Origin of the sequence: Winogradskyella thalassocola (assembly GCF_900099995.1) — a bacterium.
In the GTDB taxonomy this organism is placed as follows: Bacteria; Bacteroidota; Bacteroidia; order Flavobacteriales; family Flavobacteriaceae; genus Winogradskyella; species Winogradskyella thalassocola.
In genome coordinates this window covers 133,664-153,765 of the sequence record NZ_FNCZ01000002.1, presented here as the reverse complement: position 1 = coordinate 153,765, position 20,102 = coordinate 133,664, and the positions used below count along the sequence as shown (strand labels likewise).

Sequence of the window (20,102 nt, the reverse complement as noted above, 5' to 3'; positions counted from 1 at the left end):
TTTTATTACATCAATTGGTTAGTTGATTTGTAGAAATTATATAAAACAAATGTTGAAATCATTTCTAAAATTATTGACAGCGATTACCGTTTTAATAGTAATTATATCCTGTTCTACAGATACTGAATACGAAAGCTTAGTTGCAGGTGAAGACTTCACCGGTACAGATATTAGAGTCCTATCTATTGATACCTTTTCGTTAAAGTTATCGACAATGAAATTTGACTCTATAACAACCTCAACGAGCGGTAGACTTTTAGTTGGCCAATATCAAGATGATGATATGGGAGTGATACATACTTCGGCATATGTACAAGTAAGCCCTTCTGCTTATTACTTAGATAATGAGGCTATTTTAGATAGTGTAGGTTTAGTTCTTGGCTATGACACCTATTACTACAACGATACAACCCAAGTAGCCACAGTGAACATTCATAAGCTAACCAACAAAATGACGTCTGACGATCTTTATTTTTATAACACAACAGAGACGGCTTATGAAGCAACTCCTTTAGTGACTAAAACCTATTTACCAACTCCCAATAAAGATTCACTTTATGTAACGCTACCTTACGATTTTGGAGAAGACCTATTTAATGGCATAAGAGATAATATTATTACGGATCAAGAATCCTTATATCAGCAGCTAAAGGGATTAACAATACAGCCAAGTACTGATGATAATGGTTCTGTTATTGGCTTTTCTACAGATATCAACACAAGTTATCTTCGGTTTTATTATACCATCCCAGATGAGTTAGAGACGGATGAATACACCTACGATATGACCATAAACACCTATTACAATCATATAGAAAGTGATGTTACCGGTTTACCTTTAGAAGCTATCGTCGATCAAGAATACAACCTCACTTCATCAGAAAGTGGAAATATAAGTTACAACCAGGCCGGTACTGGTTATGTTACTAGAATTGAATTCCCTTCAATTAAAGATTTATATAATTTAGGTGCTGAAGGTACCATATTAGACGCAACACTTTTTATAGAACCTAATTTTGCTTCACATTCCGATATCCAACCCTTAAGTGAGACATTATTACTTTACACTATAGATCAAAATAATGATTTGGCAAGTCAGATTAGTAATAGTGTTGATGTCGTGACGGCCACTACAACCAATGTCGATTCAGAATTTAATCAAGTGGCCTTTACAGTCCCAGTTATAGATTTTATAGATCAGAAATTAAATGAGAGTCCAGTAACTAAGGACGCTCTTATTCTTATCCCAACAGACTATAATTCTACCATAAATAAAATCATTTTTAATGACAGCCAACGGTCTAATTTCAAAACCAAATTGGTTATAACATATGCAGTCTATGAATAAATCTCAATCCCTAATATTTGTCTTAATACTCTTCGGATTATATGGCTACTCACAGTCTAATAATCTAACAGGCTCTCCGTATTCCCTTTTTGGTTTGGGGGTTGAAAGTAATTCTGGTACAGGCAGAAATAGTGGACTTGGTAATACAGGTATTTCCTTAGATGCTAAATTTGGAATTAACCTCTTTAACCCAGCAGCGTTCTCCACACTAAAAGAAAATGAAATTACGTTTGACTTTGGGGGTTCTGCCGAACTTACCAATCTTACGGGTGGTGACGCCAATGAGCAAAGATCAAACTACAACTTTACCAACATGTCCATAGCATTTAATCATAATAACGATTATGGTATTGGGTTAACGCTAAAACCAGCGACAAATGTTGGTTATTCATTAATCGGTTTAGAAAATAACATCGAAGGTAGCGATGAGCAATTTACCACTAACATTGGTGGTACTGGTGGTATAAGCGAAGTACGATTGGACTATGCCAGAACATTTTTTAAAAATTTTAATGTCGGTATTAAAGCCTCTTATTTATTTGGAAAAATAGAAGAAAATGAGTCTATAGTAACTTCGAATAGTTATTTAGAAATTACCGAAACTAATTATTATAATGGTGCACAATTAGGTCTCGGTTTACAATACAGTTTGTTAGACAAACATAATTTTGGATTCACCATAGATTTACCTACCGTTTTAAAAGGTTCCAAAGATGTGCTTATTGGTAAATATTCAAATTCAGCATATAGTACACTCGAAGACACAGAAGGAGAATCTATTGATAATTTTTACCTTCCCTTAAAACTTGGTTTTGGTTATAGCACTAAATTTAAGAATCTACTTTTAACTGCTGATTATAAGAAAAATTTCTGGGGCGCTACAAATCAGTCTGATGCTATTGGTGATTATACCGATCAAAATATTTTTGGACTAGGAGCGTCTTATGCTGTGGATCCTACGAGTTACAAATATTGGAAACGTGTGGATTTCAGAATGGGACTCAATTATAATTCGGGTTACCTTAAAGTAGATGACACTAATATAGATACGTATTCTGCATCCTTTGGTGTTGGTTTGCCAATTGGAAAAAGATCCTTGTTGAATGTGTCTTATACGCTAGCTAAAAAAGGGACTACAGATAGTATTCTAATTCAAGAATATGTGAACACCTTAAACATTAATATTTCATTATCTGATTTATGGTTTCAAAAACGAAAGTTTAACTAGTCTAAAATTGATTTAGCGTTTTCGACTACGATCTGTTTTACAACGTCTACAAGGTGACAAATAGGTTACTGACACCTCATAGACTCCATTGGTTCGTCCTATTTTAGAGGTATTCATATCATACGACAACCCGAATCTAAACTCTGTAAACTCTAACCCGAAGAACCCATTAATAGATGTTAAAACGTGACTGTTCTCATCATTCTTAGCAGGATTGGTAGCCGCAGTCACACCAACAAGAAATTGGTTGACGACAAATAACGACCCAATATCTAAACGATTATATTCTCCTTGTTGCATGTAATTAGCAGTCATCATGATGCTGTAATCATTCATAAATGGAAACCTAAAATTACCATGTAAAGAATAGAAAATATCTAAGGGAACTTCTTCCCCATCTACAAATGAAATATTAGGACGATTCAAATGCTTAGCAGAAGCTCCAAACCAATAGGTTAATCCATTGAACTCTTCTCTCTCAAAAACAAAGCCCGCAGAAATATCTCCAAAAAATACATTGTCTACCGTATTACTCAGTGGGTCTACAGACACAGGGTTAACCACACCCGAATTTATATTTATTTGATCTGCCAAAGTAAGATTACTAAACCCTACATCTTTAAATCCAAATCCGACTTCTAAAGCGGGTCTAAAATACCAACCACCATCAAGATTAACTCGGTGTGCATAATTAGCATTAAGTTGATAGTAATTGTATTTGCTAAATGCTTCGTGTTGTCTTAAGAAATTTACTCCCACTCCGAAACCCAAACTTGGACCATAATCAAATGACTTATTAAGATAAGCATATTGCGTATCGACTCTTAAATCTAAATTTGGCCACTGTGTTCTGCTTAAGACTCCTGCAGCTATTCTATCGCTATCTTCAAAACCTGAAAACCCAGGATTTATCGTTTCTTGTATATAGTTAGATTGTGTAAAAATAGGATCTTGAGCTTGTGCTTGAATCCCCATTAAAACCGCTATAATACTTATAATTCTTTTCAATGTCATTTCGGTTTTATTTGATAAATACAAAAGCTCCTTGTTTCTTAATTTCATTTCCGTAAAAAGTCTTGGCCGTAAAAGTGTAATAGTAATTTCCGTTTTCGGCTTCTTCATCTTTCACTTTACCATCCCATCCGCGTATTGAATCACCCGACTCTTTATAAATAAGACTTCCCCAAGTATCAAAAACCGTCATTTCTAAACTATTGAGTCCGATGTAAACAGGTCCAAAGAAATCATTTATACCATCATCATTTGGAGTAAACGCATCTGGCATTATTAATTTATAACCTTCTTCTATAATTAGGGTAATTGTTTTTTCGTACACACAACCATAAGGATAGGTAACGGTTTGTTTTACCACATAACTTCCTGGCGTAAAATACGTGTGAAATGGATTTTCTTCACCCGAAAAACTACCATCCCCAAAGTCCCACAGTATGGTTTCAAATTGCCCTGTGGCTTCATTTATAAATTCAATCGGATCTTGAATAGCATAGATGCCATAATTTAAATAGCCAAAAGAAGAGGTATCAAAATCAGCATCACCAAAAGTAGTTAACTCTACATTATAGGTGTAATTGATAGAACACCCAAAACTATCCGTAACTTCTAAAATGACTAAGCCGTTTTCATCAGTCGTCATAAATTCATTATTAAGACCACTAACTATTCCGCTAGACCAGTTATATTGAAATGGTGGTACTCCTCCACTTGCTATAGCTATAAACGTTTGATCAATAGTTCTGGCCTCACAATTAACATCAACTTGTTCTTCAACATTTAAAACCAAAGGCTCAAATCGTGTCACCTCCCAACTGCCTTCAATCGTACAGCCATTAGCATCTGTAACTGTCGCTATGTATGTATTTGGTGGTACATCAACTAAATCTTCAGTCGTTGCAACATTAGACCAAATCACATTAAAAGGTGGTGTTCCTCCTTGTATAAGTAAATTAATGGCTCCGCTATTAGCATCCTCACATTCTAATGCATTAGTAATTGTTGTAGATAAGGCTAATGGCAAAATATTATGGATGGTAAAACTCTCTTGAATAACACAAGGCACACCATCTGTAATGGTTACAGTATAAGTGCCAGGTGCTAAATTATTTCGTTCTGTTCCGGCTGTAGGGTCATCGTCCCAAACGAGTGTTACAGGATCAATGCCTCCAACAAAATTAAGCGTTATACTCGCATCATTTTCACCAGCACAAGACATTTGTATCACTTCAGGATCAATTAAAAACACAGGAGGTTCATCGATTATCACAGGAAATTGACGTTCACAATTTTCAGCATCTGTAATGGTTATTGTATAAGTTCCACCCGATAAATTAGTCTGACTATAACCTGATCCTAAATTACTCCATGCAACTGAATAGGGCGAAACACCACCTGAAATTGAATTAACAATAATTGATCCATCATTATCCCCGTAACATACAATTTGCGTCACATTAATATCGATATCTATTTGATCATTCTGAAGAATCTCGACCTCTAAAGTATCTGTACAACCGGAATTATCTGTGACCGTAAGATTATATATTCCCGCGATTAATGTATCTATATTTTGATTTGTACTTGAAAAACTATTCGGTCCGGTCCAAGCATACGTGTAATCCGTTCGACCTCCAATAACATTTACAGAGATTATTCCAGTAGCATCACCAAAACACAAGACATCCGTTTTGGAATCTAGTGTCACTTCTAATTCATCTGGTTCTTCTACATTAAAATTAAGCACTATTGGTCCACAAGAATTAGCATCAGTTACTGAAATATTGTAATCTCCCGGTCCGAGGTCAGTCAAATCTTCATCTGTAGAAAATGGAGCACCATTTAAAGTCCAAGTATACATATAAGGTGGAGTTCCTCCTGAAACCTCAATGCCTATCTCACCATCATTGGCCCCGAAACATGAAATAGTTTCGACATCAAAATCGATAGCGCTAAATAGTAATTCATTTGGTTCTGTTATCGTTATAATTTCAGAATATGGACAACCTCCATCATCTACAATATCTAATGTGTAATCCCCAGCTTCAAGATTAGAAATATTTTGGTCTGTGCTCAAAAACCCGTTTGGTCCTGTCCAAGTCACATTATAGTCATTTCCTGTTGAAAATGGAATACCACCAACAATTGTAATATCTATAGTTGCGGTATTCACTTGATAACACAAATTATTCATCACGCTTGACGTTACTGAAATGGATGGATTCACCGTAACCACAACTTCAAAATCTAAACCAGGACAATTTCCTGAGATTGGAGTTACCGTATATGTTGCAGTTGCGGAATTGGTAGTTATATTTTCTAAAAACTGAGATACCGTTGCTATTGGTGTTAACTGCTCTGTGGCACCTGTTATGCTTCCTGCAGGACTCACTATTGGTGTTGTCCACATGTACAATGTATTTAAGGGCACAATATCACCTGTATTAGTAGTATCTGGAAAAAACTGAAACGTATTACCACTGCAAATCAACAGATCTGCATCATCGATAATTGGCGTTTCATTAATAATAATTTCTGCTGTAGTTGAAATGATTTCAGTACAACCACCAGAACTAAACGTAATGACCGCATAATAGTACGTCGTTCCGATTGAAGTGACCTCTGGGTTGTATGTATTTGAAATTGCACCTGTAATAGCAGTACCACTTGTAGTATCGTCTACTCCATTTCGATACCATTGGTATGTTGCTGTACCTGTGCTATTGGTATAAGCGACCGTTAAAGCGGGAGTGGTTTCACCTAAACATATCTCATTAGAAATAGGTTGTGCACTAAACTGTGCTCCTGCACTAATTTCAATCTCAGCGATGGCACTTGTCACGTCACAACCTGAAACATCTTGAGTTATGACGCAGTAATAATACAGTGTTCCTACCGTGGTTGTTGGAGGAGTATAAATGCTTGATGTTGCTCCTGCTATTGGTGTTCCGGAAGTGGCACCGTTTATTGTATTCACATACCATTGGTAAGATAAAGTACCTAAACCACCAGAAATAGTAACTTCTAAATCTTGAACCGCAGAATTCTGACATAAACTCTGAAAATCTATAGGTTGTGTTGTTATCACAGGATCTTCAACGACCTCTATTTCAGAAACATCACTTAAGAGCATTGAACAGCCATTAGATATAAAAGAAATTTCTACATAATAATAAAATGTCCCAACCGTATTAAATACAGGAGGAGTATAGGTTGACGTTGTTGCTCCTGAAATTAACGTGCCACCAGAATTACTATTTGTAATATTACTAAACCATTGGTATGTTGCATTTCCTGCCCCTCCAGAAATACTAACTGAAAGTTCCTCTGAATTACCACCAACACATATGGATTGTGAGTTTAATGGTTGCGTATCTATTTGCGGCGCATTGGCCACTTCAATTTCTGCTGTATCTGATATAATTTCATTACAACCACCAGAAGAAAATGTAATAACAACGTAATAATAGGTGATGCCTACCGTGTCTGTTGGTGGAGAAAATGTGGCTGAGGTTGCTCCTGCAATCGCAGTTCCTGATGTGGTATTGTTTACAGAATTTTCATACCATTGGTAAACTGGAGTTCCTGTACCTTGATAGGCTACCGATAAATCTGCTGTAGTTCCATTTTGACAAACTCCATTAGATAAAGGCTCCACCGTAATTAATGGCGCTGGTTCTACAATAATCTCAAAATCAACAGGCAATCCTTCACAACCATTAATTTCTGGTGTAACCGTATATACCAATGTTATTGGAGATGCTGTAGAATTGATAATACTTTGCGCAGGAATTGTGTTAGCTGTTCCGCTCGGTGTGTAACCTGTTAGTCCTGCTGGAGTATTAGATGACCAATTGAACGTTGTACTCGCATCATCTGAGGTTAAGATAATTGCCGTTGTTGAAGCCCCTGAGCAAATGGTTTGTAACACATCGGTATTTGTAATTGTGGGAGAATCATTCACTGAAAATGTTTCCGTTTCTGTAGTTGTGCCACAAGCATTTGTGATACTAAACGTCACGGTATAATCTCCAACAATTGTATAATTTATTGGTCCTGGATCTAATTGATCTGACGTTGCTGGAGAACCTCCAGGAAACAACCAACTATAAGTTATGGTGTCTGATGCTGGTGCACATGTATCTACTGTAGCAACAGGATTAAAAGTTAAAGAACCACAAGCATCTGCAATAGGATCTAATACTGCTGTTGGCGGTCGTTTGACTTCAATAAATTGCGAGGTTGAAAAATCACCGCAAGAATTTGTCGCAGTCATGACGATTTCATAGGTTCCTGCGGTATCAAACTGAAACGAAGGATTTTCTGAGTTCTCGTCTGTTCCATTTGTAAAACTCCAAGATTCTGAAGTCCCACAAAATTCTGAGGTGTAGATGACTTCCCATGCATATGTTGGAGGTATGCAACTATCGGATTCATCAGTAGCGTTTGTAGTCGTAACGTTTATTGCTCCACAGCCTTCATTAAGATTTGTTGTGAAAACGGGAATTAAATCTTCCTCTACACAAATAGTCTTTACAACAGTATCCATTCCACATCTATTTCCAGTTCTTAGCGTAATTGTATACGTACCTGAATCTATAAAATTTAAGCACAAATTATCACTGCCCGAAACCCATAAATTAGGATCGGCTAAACCAAAATCATCTCCTAAAGAACCACTAGAAATAGTATAACCAGTTGCAGGTGAAATATCCCAAATCACCTTAGGACTTGTATCACAACTATTACCAGCACCATAATTTTCATCTCCAATAGACAAATTTTCTAAACAGACTTGAGTATTGGTACATGCAATGTCAGGAACATCAATGTCTGCTTCTGGAGCAATAGATACATATATTGGAACAACACCAACCGAAGAGGTACTACACGGATTAGATGCAACAATTATTGCTGAAAATGAATTTTGGTAAGAATTTGTTCCATCTGAACTTACGGTATCACAAGATGAAGTTGTAAATGTATGAGTTACATTAGCCGGAGGAGGGTGATTAAATGTTTGCGGTGTAGATCCATCATTAAAAGTAACAGTATAAACCGTTCCTGGAGGATTATTTTCTGTTCCAGTAATAGGAAATGTCAGTGGACTAATATTACAAATATCAGTATTACCTGGATTACCTAATGAAACTGCTGGATTAGATCCTACAAAAATCGTATAATTCTTAACTGTTGTACAGCTATTATTTCCCTCAATAGTATAAACTAAATTATAAATTCCGACATCATAAGTATGGGTTAATATAGACCAACTAGTGTTTTGAAAATCAGGAGAACCATCACCCCAATTTATAGTGTAGTTTGTATTTAATGATGTAGTACTCGTTGCGTTTGTGAATGTAAATTCAGAAGTCTCGTTTATACATACTTTAAAAACAGGTAATCCTTCATATGTACTAAGTCCAGGGCCATTCATTGTGGCATCTGGAGATTGTATTACAACAATTTGAACACTACCATTAGTATTGTCCGAATCACCTTCATCATCCTCAACAGACAATAGATTATAGTTAAATGTGCCAACATTACTTGTATTAGCACCTATTGATACGGAGTCATTATTTCCCGATGTTGTAACAGTTTGATTTGCTCCAGCGTTTATTCTGTAAGTAAATATATAAGGTCTTGTTCCTCCCGATCCTGTAAAAGTAATTTGAGGAGGAGAATCAGCATTCTGACAAACTGTTGCACCTCCTGTGATAGTTGCACTTGGAAGTAAGATAACCGATTCTACTTTCGTTATTTCTGATATACTCTTATGAGCAACAACTTCATATGAAATATTAACCGCTCCAATGATACCAAAAGCCAAACCGATAACTGTCAGTAGACTATATTTTATTTTCCCCATAAATACGTAATAGCTAATTACTTAAGGTTTTCAATGTAATTAAATTCTTGTTAAGTCAATATTAAACTTTAACATTTTCGACAAGAACGTTGAAATCACTATGAACAACACTTTTAGTAAAAGAATATCGTGTAAAATAAAACTTTCCAGTAGTTTTTGAAATACACGGTAAAGGGTATTTTTTTACTCAAATTCTATGCGTTTATTATAAAAATTTAGCATTTATGTATTTTTTAAACGCTATACATTCTTCAGTTGTAAGCATTCACCTCTCCCTAGCTTAGAGCACATAATTACAGAATAAACACGCAATCGCATTATCGCTTCAAGGACTAATTCACTACAAAAAAACGCATTTCGTCGGATTTATTTGCGTTTTGTGGATTAAAATTGAAAAAATATACTATATTAGCGCCATAATTATTTCATTCAACCCCAAACCTGATGAAAAATATTACGCTGTTTTTTTATCTTTTATTAATAATTCTCACATCTAGTTATGCGCAGCAAATAGATCATTCAGAATCTAATAGTGATCCATTAAATTGGTCGCCATTAGAACATTTTAATTATAACAGCACATTCATAAATAACAATACACGCTTACATCAACTCCCAGCACTACCCAACTTTAATGAACGAAGACTTGATGATATACTCATCGTAAACTTAGCAGATCACAATACTACAGATAACCATAACATTAGTAATTTCACGTCAATTAATCAATCCATACTATGGGGAAATAATGGTGTTCAATTAAATGCAATGGCCTCACCGGTTACTTTAAATTTAAGTGCTGACATCAACTCCGAAATAACCACAACGGTTTCATATACTGCTATGCAACGCATCTGGAAATTTATTCAGGTTAGTGAAGCGTCACCAAGATTACGTCTGAAAATTCCACAAAGCATAGTCAGTAGTAATTCCGCTATTGGAAATTATTACATGTTTATTTCTGATTCGGACACCTTCGATTCTAATGTCGATTTTAGAATTCTAACTTTAGATGAGAATAATTACTTAGAAACAGAATACAATTTTAATAGCACTTCTTATATAACATTTGGCTTTTCACCTCAAATTACAGAAGAACGCGCGCTTTATTTTAACGGCACTGACAGTTATATTGATATGCAAAATACTCTAGATTTAAACCCAAGTGGTTTTTCAATCTCTGCATGGATAAAACATGACTCGGCAACTATTGGTGACGTTTCTATACTTTCTAAAAGAGATGTTGCGTTTACCCAAGGTTACGACTTAACATTAACTGATACCAACAAGATTAATATTAAATGGAAAAACAACAGTAGTCAATCTTTGACGTCTTTTACCTCTATTCCAGATCATGAATGGCATCATATCGCTATTACATACAATGGCTCAAAAGCCTCAATTTATATTGATGGAGTATTAGATAATTCTTCTGGAAAAACGCCACCTATTGCCACGAACGAGTCGTTTTATATCGCAGCTGCCGGAAAAAACGCCCCCATACAACACTTTAAAGGCCATATAGATGAAGTCCGTATTTGGAATACAGTCTTAAGCGAAAACCAATTGCGTTTTATAATGAATCAAGAAATTACAAATGATTCAGGACAAGTCGTTGGAAAAGAATTACCTACTTCAATTACTAAAAATGACATTAACGAAATTCCTTGGTCAGATTTAGCAGCGTATTACCCAATGACCAATTTCACCTATAAAAATACCGTTGATGCCTCTGGAAATACAAATAATGGCTATCTAAAACATATTTTAACCGTAGACAAAGAAACGACTCCATTACCGTACAAATCGAAACAAGATGGTGAATGGAATGACAGCACATCTTGGACTGATGGACATCTACAATATATTCCGGGTTCTAAATCCATCGTAAATCCAAATGTAACTATAGACTGGAATATTGTGCGAACATCGCACAACATAACAATGGAGAATTTATTTTTACCTGAGTCAAGGGAAAATAATAGAACGATTTTAGGTTTGTTTGTTGATGCTAATAAATTGCAACTTACAGGAGATACGTCATCTTTTACAGGAAATGGTTTGACCATAACACATTATCTAAGCCTTGATGGAACACTAGATTTGGAAGGTGAATCACAATTAATTCAAACTCTACAAAGTGATTTAGATGTTTTGTCTAACGGAAAAATTGAACGCGACCAACAAGGTACAGCTGATACCTATACCTATAATTATTGGTCTTCACCCGTAAAACGCCTAAATTCTGAAGCCGAAAACTTTAGAGTTATGGATGTTTTAAAAGATGGTACAGACTCTAACGAACCGGTAGATATAAACTTTTCATCATCAGGATATAACGGAGCAGCTACACATCCTATTAAAATTGCAGATTATTGGATTTGGAAATATACTAATATAGCAAGTAACACCTATTCTGCATGGCAACACATAAGACGTACTGGTACTATATTTCCAGGAGAAGGTTTTACAATGAAAGGCCCTGGAACAGGTTCAATTTCTACACCTCAAAATTATGTCTTCTCTGGAAAACCGAATAATGGAAATATCAATCTTACGTTGCTTGCCAATAGTGATTATTTAGTTGGAAATCCTTACCCTTCGGCAATTGACGCTTTACAATTTATTAAAGATAATGGTCCAAATGCAAACGCTAACGCGTCGCCTTTAATCAGTGGTACCCTTTATTTTTGGAATCATTGGGGAGGAGGTTCTCATTCTATACAAGACTATGATGGTGGTTATGCTACATACAATTTTTCTGGAGCGGTAGCCGCAGCTTACAAAGGAAGTAATTTCCCGATTTTAGAAACCGATGGAGAACCTACAAAAGCACCAGGACGTTATATCCCTGTTGGTCAAGGCTTTTTTATTGTTGGAAAAAACGCAGGTACTATAAATTTCAATAATGGTCAACGTGTTTTCAAAAAAGAAGGACAAGCTTCCGTATTTATGCGAAGCTCTAATACGACAACGACCAACACTAGCGATGCTGCCGAAACAGAAGATCATAGAATGAAATTCCGAATAGGTTTTAATTCTGTCAACACTATCCGCCGTCAGTTATTGTTAACCATAGATGAAAACGCATCAACTGGTGTAGATTGGGGTTATGATGGAGAGATTAACGAAGAACAAATAGATGATATGTTCTGGCTTATTAATGATGAAGGTTATATTATTCAGGCTAGTAATGAAGCCGAAATTTCTTCAATTTATCCCATAGGTATCAAAACGAATAAGAATGGTATCAACTCTATAATGATTGATGCTTTAGAAAATGTTCCTAGTGATATAAATGTGTATTTACACGATAATGAATTAGGTGTATATCATGATTTAAGAACAGGTAATTACGATATTTTCTTATTGAAAGGGGATTATCTCGATCGTTTTGCAATTACATTCGGAATAAAAGACGACGTATTAAGTATTGACGACCAAACCACAAACGCTATTGATGTGCTATATTCTAATAGTATAGAAAAAATAGTCATTGTCAACCCAAACCACCTAGACCTAAAAACGATGATTGTATTTAATATGTTAGGACAATCCGTTACTACCTTTAATAATATTGATCAAAGTGATTATTCAGAATATAAAATAAAAAATTTAAGTACCGGAACCTATATCGTTAAATTACAAACAGATACAGGCTCCGTAGTGACCAAAAAAATTATAGTGGATTAGATTGTTTAGTTAGTTAGTTAGTTAGTTAGTTAGTGATGATTAGAAAGTCTCAGTTTGTAAAAAGCTGAGGGTTTCTTTATTTTAACAAGTCTAAAAGCGCATCGAACTCTACTTTATGCTGTTCGCCTGAAGTCATATTTTTTAATGTAAAAACTTCTGATTTCAATTCTTCCTCACCCATGATTACAACGAATGGAATGTTACGACGGTTCGCATAATTCATTTGTTTTTTCATTTGCTTACCAGAAACTGCAGCATCAGGAAACAGCTCCGCTTTTATATGAGCTTGTCTTAACTTAGTTACAGCTCCCAAACTAAACATGGCTTCTTTATCTCCAAAATTAATGAAGAGTACTTTTGTAGATTCTGCTATGGTTGATGGAAATAAATTCAATTCCTCTAAGACCAAGTAAATACGATCTAAACCAAAGCTAATGCCTACTCCACTCATATCTTTAAGTCCAAATATGCCGGTAAGATCATCGTAACGACCACCACCACCAATGGATCCCATTTTTACACCTTCGGGTGCTGAGACTTCAAAAATAGCACCTGTGTAATAATTTAAACCTCTCGCCAACGTTACATCTAATTGTAAGGTTGCTGTTTTTAGTTTTAAGTTTGAAATGGCTGTGTTTATAAATTCGAGTTCTTCAATCCCTTTTAATCCAATTTCAGAAGTACTTAAAATAGATTTCAAACTTTCAATCTGGTTGCCGAAATCCCCTTTTAAAGTGAATAAAGGTTGAAGCTTAGAAATACCATCTTCAGAAATCCCTTTACCTCGCATTTCTTCTTTTACCTTCTCCTCACCTATTTTGTCTAACTTATCTAAAGCCACTGTAAAATCGATGAGTTTATCTTGAGCACCAATTACTTCAGCAATACCAGATAATATTTTACGGTTGTTGATTTTAATCGTAACACCTTCTAATTTTAAAGCTGAAAACACGGCATCATACAACTGTACAAATTCCACTTCTTGAATCAACGATTTAGAACCTACCACATCAGCATCACATTGAAAAAACTCTCTAAAACGTCCTTTTTGTGGACGGTCTGCACGCCAAACGGGTTGAATTTGGTAGCGTTTAAAAGGGAATTCGATGTCGTTTTGGTGTTGTACGACGTATCTTGCGAACGGCACTGTGAGATCGTAACGTAGTGCTTTTTCAGATATTTTTGGAGTAATTAAACTTTCTGATTTTTGATTATAATCCTCCTCTGAAATTTTCTTTAAAAACTCTCCACTATTCAAAATCTTAAAAATCAAGCGATCTCCTTCATCTCCATATTTTCCCATTAAGGTTTCTGAGTTTTCAAAGCTTGGAGTTTCAATCGGTTGAAATCCAAAAACTTGAAACTGTTCCTTTATCGTTTCCATGATATAAGAACGCTTTGCAACTTCCTCTGCGTTAAAATCTCTTGTACCTTTTGGGATGCTTGGTTTTTGTGCCATATTAATCTCCCACGAAAGTGGGAGTCTCTTTTAGTGAAACTCTATTTTATGCTTTGAAACTAATTCAAAGTATTAATTCGGAATGATTATTTCCAAATCTTTCCATCATAAACACTTCGACTTCTCTCAGTGTGACTCAATAGTAGGAACTATAAAGTTTCTACTATTGAGTCACAAAAATATTATAATTTTTAGAGGTCTTACTAAGATAATTCATTTTTATAGTAACTTTATGCTGTTTAAGTAGTCTTATATATTAAACAACCCAACTAACGCGCCAAAAAACTATGTTTTCATTAGCTAAAGAGAATATTAGAATTGCTTTCGATTCTATAAAAAGTCAACTGCTCCGAACCATTCTTACGGTTTTAATTATTGCAATTGGTATTATGGCTTTAGTTGGAATTTTAAGTGGAGTTTCTGCCCTAGAGAATACGATTACGAGTAATTTCTCTTCTATGGGTTCTAACACCTTTAATTTTCAACGTTATGAATTTACGGCGCAGCGCCAAAGTAGTAGAGAGCGCCAAAAGATAAATCCTGTAATTAATTATCGTAATGTTAAAGATTTTGAAGATAATTACAACTTCCCGTTTACTAAAGTAGCCGTATCGTTCTTTGGGACGTCTACCGCTGAAGTAAAATATGAGAATAAAAAAACAGATCCGGAAGTGGCTGTATTGGGTGCCAATGAATTTTATCTTGAAAACTCTGGTTTAGAGGTTGAAAATGGGCGTTCATTAAATGTATTTGATGTTGATAACAGTAATGCGGTTTGTGTGATTGGTAGTGATTTACAAAAAGCGTTATTTCCGGTTGAAAACCCAGTTGGAAAAACCATTAGTATTAGAGGTTCTAAATTTAAGGTGGTTGGTGTATTAAAAGAAAAAGGATCTACGTTTGGGAATAATCAAGATTTACGAGTATTTATGCCGCTTCAAAAAGCGCGTTCTATTTTCACAAATCCCAATATTAATTACAGTCTAAGTGTTAAAGTTGATAAGTCTGATATGCTGGAAGCTGCTCAAGATGATGCCATATTAACATTTCGAAATATTAGAGGTCTTAACCCTATAGAAAAAAATGATTTTGGTATTGAACGTAGTGAAGATTTATTGAATCAGGTCGCACAAAATACAGCGGCACTTTATGTAGCTGCTTGGATTATTAGTATTATCACCATTTTTGGATCTACCATTGCACTTATGAATATAATGTTAGTTTCGGTAAGTGAACGTACACGTGAAATTGGTGTAAGAAAAGCACTTGGTGCGAAAAGTAAAACAATCGCCTTTCAGTTTTTTATGGAAACTATAATTATCGGTCAGCTTGGTGGTCTCTTAGGGACTATTCTAGGTATTTTGATTGGTTTAGCCGTTGCTAATGGTTTTGATCTTGAATTTTCAACTCCATGGGTAGCGATGATTTGGGCAACAAGTATTGCCTTTATAGTGGCTGTAATTTCGGGTCTGTATCCTGCGACAAAAGCGGCAAAATTAGATCCTATTGAGTCTTTACGTTATGAGTAACACATTCCTGCGAAGGCAGGAATCTCAAATAACATCAGTAACTTCAATTCTATTTATAACTAAATGTCAGTTAGAGTGACATTGCTCTTTCCGTAATTTTTATCGAGAACCTTTTAAAGTCGAATTATCTAACCAAAGCTTCTCGATACAATTTGCTCGTACCTTACAAATCACTCGAAGTGACGACATACGTGTGCTATTTTTTTTTACAGGAATTTATCCTTTTATTAAATCGGCGAAATAATTAAATAATTCACCTTTGGTGATATGCGCACCAGACTGAATCATATTAAATAAGTCTAAATGCTTATCGTCTGAATATTCTTTTTTAGCATTAAAAAATTCAATAGCATCTGACAATAAATTATTTCTCAACCATTCAAAACCTTCTTTGGTTGTAAAATCTACTTCTTCAATATCAATTTTTAACGCAATTAAGCGCATACTCTTTTCATTACATTGAAAAAGGTGGATTTGCTGTGGAGAAATATGTTCTAAATATTCCACTTTACCTAAGACACCAAACCATACCAAATCGCTAAACACATCTAATTCTTGTTCAGCAGCTTCTGGTTTATTCTTTTTGATATCTTCCCACTCATCACCTGTAATAGATTGCGTAGCTAAAAAGTTGATGAATTCTTGGTGTAATTCTTCAAATTGTTCTTTGGTTAATCTTGAATATTTCATGTGTTTAAATAATTACTGTGTTTTATAATCAAATACTGTGAGCTGTTTTTCAAGTTAAACGCTGATAACATGCTCTTTAATCTTCAGTAAATTCTACTTTATAAAATTAATTTATGGCTTTAAAAGCTTCAAAAGGTCTATCGGTTGCTATAATATCTACTCCTTTTTCTTTCCACTGACGATAAAGTGTATCTCCTTTGGCAGCAGCACTTTTATCTAAGTTTCCTAACGTACCCAACATGCAAACAATGTTATTATCGTGTAATTTTTTAAAAAACGATTCTTCTGATAAACGGGTCCCGGTAAAGGCTAACATATTTTCTGTTGGTATTTTGGCATCCAATAAACGTTCGAATTCATCATTATTTCTAGCTGAAACAGATAGTAATAATTGTGGTGCTAATTGATATGCAGAGACTGCTTGTTCTACATCGTACGTTATAATGATACTATGATCTTCTGCCTTAGCCGCTTTAATAGCATCTATAACTACTTTTTGACTCACTGTTTTTTTAATATCTACAGTAAGTATCACATTATGTTTTACACACCATTCTAATACGTTTGAAAACAAAGGAATCTTAAACGTGGTTTCATTACCATAATCATCGACCAAATTAAATTGCTCTAATTCATCGTATGTTAACTCATCAACTTTTCCACTCCCTGTGGTGGTTCTATCAATAGTTTTATCGTGAAGTAAAACCAGTTGCCCATCTTTAGTTTGAGCGACATCAACTTCATAAACTGCAACAATACTATCGTTAACATATTTTAGAGTCTCTAAACCATTTTCAGGATAGTTTACAAGCCCTTTACCACCTCGATGAACGCTAATATTTGGGTAACCAGAATTAGAAGCTTTAAAAAGCGCTATAAGCTTAGAAGGTTGTACCTCAGAAATGTTGGTTGATTCTGTAGATTGTTTGCAACTCATTAAAGCGCAAAATGTAAAAATTAATAGAAAATATTTCATGTTAAAACCGTTTAAAAACCTAATTGACTATAGCCCTGACCCTATTCTAAAAATAAAAAATAAAAAAACCGCTTAGTAAACTAAACGGCTTTTTAAAATTGTAATAAAGAGATTATGCGTCAGCAATAACTTCGAAAGTTAAATCTACAGTTACTGATCTGTGTAATCTAATTGCAGCTTCGTACTGACCTAAACGCTTAATGTTACCACCATTGATAGAAATGAATTTCTTATCAACATCGTGACCAGCAGTTTTAAACGCAGCAGCTAAATCCATAGTGGTTATAGAACCAAATAATTTATCTCCAGCAGTTGCACCAGTTCCAGCTTTAGCTGTAATTTTAATATCTAAACCTTTTATAGCATCTGCAGTTTTTTCAGCATCAGCAATAATAGTTTTCTCTTTATAAGCTCTTTGCTTTAAAGTTTCTGCTAATACTTTCTTAGCAGAAGAAGTAGCCATAATAGCCTGTCCTTGAGGAATTAAAAAATTTCTACCATAACCGTTCTTAACAGATACAATATCGTCTTTAAATCCTAAATTATCAACGTCTTGTTTTAATATAAGTTCCATTGTGTTATGATATTTTATTTTAATAAATCAGCAACATATGGCATAAGCGCTAAATGTCTAGCTCTTTTTACTGCCACAGATACTTTTCTTTGATACTTTAAAGACGTTCCTGTTAAACGTCTTGGTAATAATTTACCTTGTTCGTTTACAAAACCTAGTAACCAATCTGCATCTTTATAATCTACATACTTAATTCCAGACTTCTTGAAACGACAATATTTCTTTGTCTTAGACGTCTCAATATTTAACGGAGTTAAATATCTAATTTCGCCGTCTTTTTTTCCTTTTGCTTGTTGTTCTATTGATGACATAATTACGCTTTTGCTTTTGCTTTAACTTTCAGTTTTTCTCTTCTTCTCTCAGCCCATGAAATAGCATGTTTGTCTAATTTCACAGTTAAGTAACGCATAAAACGCTCATCACGTCTAAATTCCACCTCTAAAGGCTCAATTGCTTCACCAGCAACAGTGTACTCAAATAAATGGTAAAAACCACTTTTTTTGTTTTGAATTGGGTAGGCTAATTTTTTTAGTCCCCAATCTTCTTTTGATACCATCTTAGCTCCTTTAGAAACGAGGAAATCCTCATATTTCTTTACTGTCTCCTTTATCTGGTCTTCAGATAAAACGGGATTTAAGATGAAAACAGTTTCATAATGATTCATAATAAATAATTTTGTTTAATGTTAAAACGGGTGCAAAAATACATATAATTTCTATATTTGGCAACGTTTTTAAACGTAAAAATTTAAAGGATTTTATCTCCTTATGATTTTGTTAATTGTTACGGTTTGTCGGCATTATTTGTTTTTTAACCGAATTTATCGTACTATTGTCGATATCTTAACCTAAAATTAATAATGTTATGACTTTAAACTGTGTAGTTGTTGATGATTCTGCGATTCAGCGCCTCTCTATAGTAAAGTTAATTGAGAATCATTCCTCACTTAACCTTATTGCAGAGTACAGCAGTGCGTTAGAAACAAAAAACGGTCTTAATACCCACAAAGTAGATCTTATCTTCTTAGATATAGAGATGCCGGTATTAAACGGTTTTGAGTTGCTAGATGTGCTCAACAACAAACCCCAAATTATTTTTGTTACCGGTAAAACCGAGTATGCTTTTAAAGCATTTAATTACGATGCCACCGATTATCTTCAGAAACCAATCACAAAAGAACGTTTTAATGTTGCCGTAGAAAAAGCTATTGAGCAGCATAAATTAAAACTAGACTTTAATGAAACTGATGGTGAGCATATCTTCGTAAAAAGTAATCTTAAAAAACGTAAAGTTTATATTAAGGATATTAAATGGATTGAAGCACTTGGTGATTACGTTAAAGTAGTAACAGAAGAAAACAGCTTAGTTGTCTTATCGACAATGAAAGCGTTTGAAAGCGAATTGCCCGAAGGTAAATTTTTAAGAATTCATAAATCTTATATTGTGAATCTCGATAAAATTGACCGATTTAACAGTAAAAATGTTGAAGTTGGTGCGTATGAGATTCCATTGAGTCGAAATAAAAAGACCCAATTAGTAGATGCTTTAAATAATATGTAGAACATTACATTTACATATAGAGCATTACATTATAATTTTAAAAAATCCTGAGCATTTGCTTAGGATTTTTTGGTTTTACACCCCTAAAGTCCCCTCAAGGGGACAATACTGGTCAAGAATATTCAAGTTTCTTTAGTGTAATTCATTTTATTTAGAAAAAAT

General features: G+C 34.6%; 13 protein-coding genes. 5 read left to right on the top strand and 8 right to left on the bottom strand.

Annotated features, from left to right (window positions below; genetic code table 11):
* The first annotated feature begins 49 nt into the window (after nt 1-49).
* Both BLT80_RS07640 and BLT80_RS07635 read left to right on the top strand, forming a co-directional pair.
* Entirely contained in the window at nt 50-1,348 is a 1,299-nt protein-coding gene (locus BLT80_RS07640) for a DUF4270 family protein (RefSeq protein ID WP_092467028.1), read from the top strand.
* Nucleotides 1,341-2,576, top strand: a complete 1,236-nt coding sequence (locus BLT80_RS07635; RefSeq protein WP_092467027.1) for a BamG family beta-barrel-assembly machinery protein — start codon at nt 1,341-1,343, stop codon at nt 2,574-2,576. The genes BLT80_RS07640 and BLT80_RS07635 overlap by 8 nt, the downstream gene beginning before the upstream one ends.
* A gap of 12 nt (nt 2,577-2,588) precedes the next feature.
* On the opposite strand, the gene BLT80_RS07630 is transcribed toward BLT80_RS07635, so the two are convergent.
* Nucleotides 2,589-3,590: a PorP/SprF family type IX secretion system membrane protein gene (locus BLT80_RS07630; protein ID WP_092467311.1), complete on the bottom strand. Its 1,002-nt coding sequence runs from the start codon at nt 3,588-3,590 to the stop codon at nt 2,589-2,591.
* 7 nt (nt 3,591-3,597) lie between these two features.
* Entirely contained in the window at nt 3,598-9,459 is a 5,862-nt protein-coding gene (locus BLT80_RS07625; protein ID WP_092467026.1) for a PKD domain-containing protein, read from the bottom strand.
* A gap of 444 nt (nt 9,460-9,903) precedes the next feature.
* On the opposite strand from BLT80_RS07625, the gene BLT80_RS07620 reads away from it, so the two are divergent.
* Entirely contained in the window at nt 9,904-13,152 is a 3,249-nt protein-coding gene (locus tag BLT80_RS07620) for a LamG-like jellyroll fold domain-containing protein (protein ID WP_092467025.1), read from the top strand.
* 76 nt (nt 13,153-13,228) lie between these two features.
* Here BLT80_RS07620 and hisS read toward each other — a convergent pair whose 3' ends face one another.
* Entirely contained in the window at nt 13,229-14,611 is a 1,383-nt protein-coding gene (hisS, locus tag BLT80_RS07615) for a histidine--tRNA ligase (RefSeq protein ID WP_092467024.1), read from the bottom strand.
* Nucleotides 14,612-14,898: 287 nt separating this feature from the next.
* On the opposite strand from hisS, the gene BLT80_RS07610 reads away from it, so the two are divergent.
* A complete protein-coding gene (locus BLT80_RS07610) occupies nt 14,899-16,140 on the top strand; it encodes an ABC transporter permease (protein WP_092467023.1) in 1,242 nt (413 codons plus the stop codon).
* 216 nt (nt 16,141-16,356) lie between these two features.
* On the opposite strand, the gene BLT80_RS07605 is transcribed toward BLT80_RS07610, so the two are convergent.
* From BLT80_RS07605 to rpsF, 5 genes are all read right to left on the bottom strand, one after another.
* Nucleotides 16,357-16,830, bottom strand: coding sequence for a DUF6495 family protein (locus BLT80_RS07605; RefSeq protein ID WP_092467022.1), 474 nt, complete (start codon nt 16,828-16,830; stop codon nt 16,357-16,359).
* Nucleotides 16,831-16,936: 106 nt separating this feature from the next.
* Nucleotides 16,937-17,806: a glycerophosphodiester phosphodiesterase family protein gene (locus BLT80_RS07600; RefSeq protein ID WP_092467021.1), complete on the bottom strand. Its 870-nt coding sequence runs from the start codon at nt 17,804-17,806 to the stop codon at nt 16,937-16,939.
* A gap of 112 nt (nt 17,807-17,918) precedes the next feature.
* Nucleotides 17,919-18,380 carry a 50S ribosomal protein L9 gene (rplI, locus tag BLT80_RS07595; RefSeq protein WP_092467020.1) on the bottom strand — a complete coding sequence of 154 codons (462 nt, stop codon included), beginning with the start codon at nt 18,378-18,380 and terminating at the stop codon, nt 17,919-17,921.
* Nucleotides 18,381-18,394: 14 nt separating this feature from the next.
* Nucleotides 18,395-18,694, bottom strand: coding sequence for a 30S ribosomal protein S18 (rpsR, locus tag BLT80_RS07590; RefSeq protein WP_172837628.1), 300 nt, complete (start codon nt 18,692-18,694; stop codon nt 18,395-18,397).
* A complete protein-coding gene (gene rpsF, locus BLT80_RS07585) occupies nt 18,694-19,044 on the bottom strand; it encodes a 30S ribosomal protein S6 (protein WP_092467019.1) in 351 nt (116 codons plus the stop codon). The genes rpsR and rpsF overlap by 1 nt, the downstream gene beginning before the upstream one ends.
* 200 nt (nt 19,045-19,244) lie before the next feature.
* Between rpsF and BLT80_RS07580 the strand changes: the two genes are divergently transcribed.
* Nucleotides 19,245-19,940 (top strand): LytR/AlgR family response regulator transcription factor, encoded by a 696-nt coding sequence (locus tag BLT80_RS07580; RefSeq protein ID WP_020894444.1) that lies wholly within the window; start codon nt 19,245-19,247, stop codon nt 19,938-19,940.
* Nucleotides 19,941-20,102: the final 162 nt, after the last annotated feature.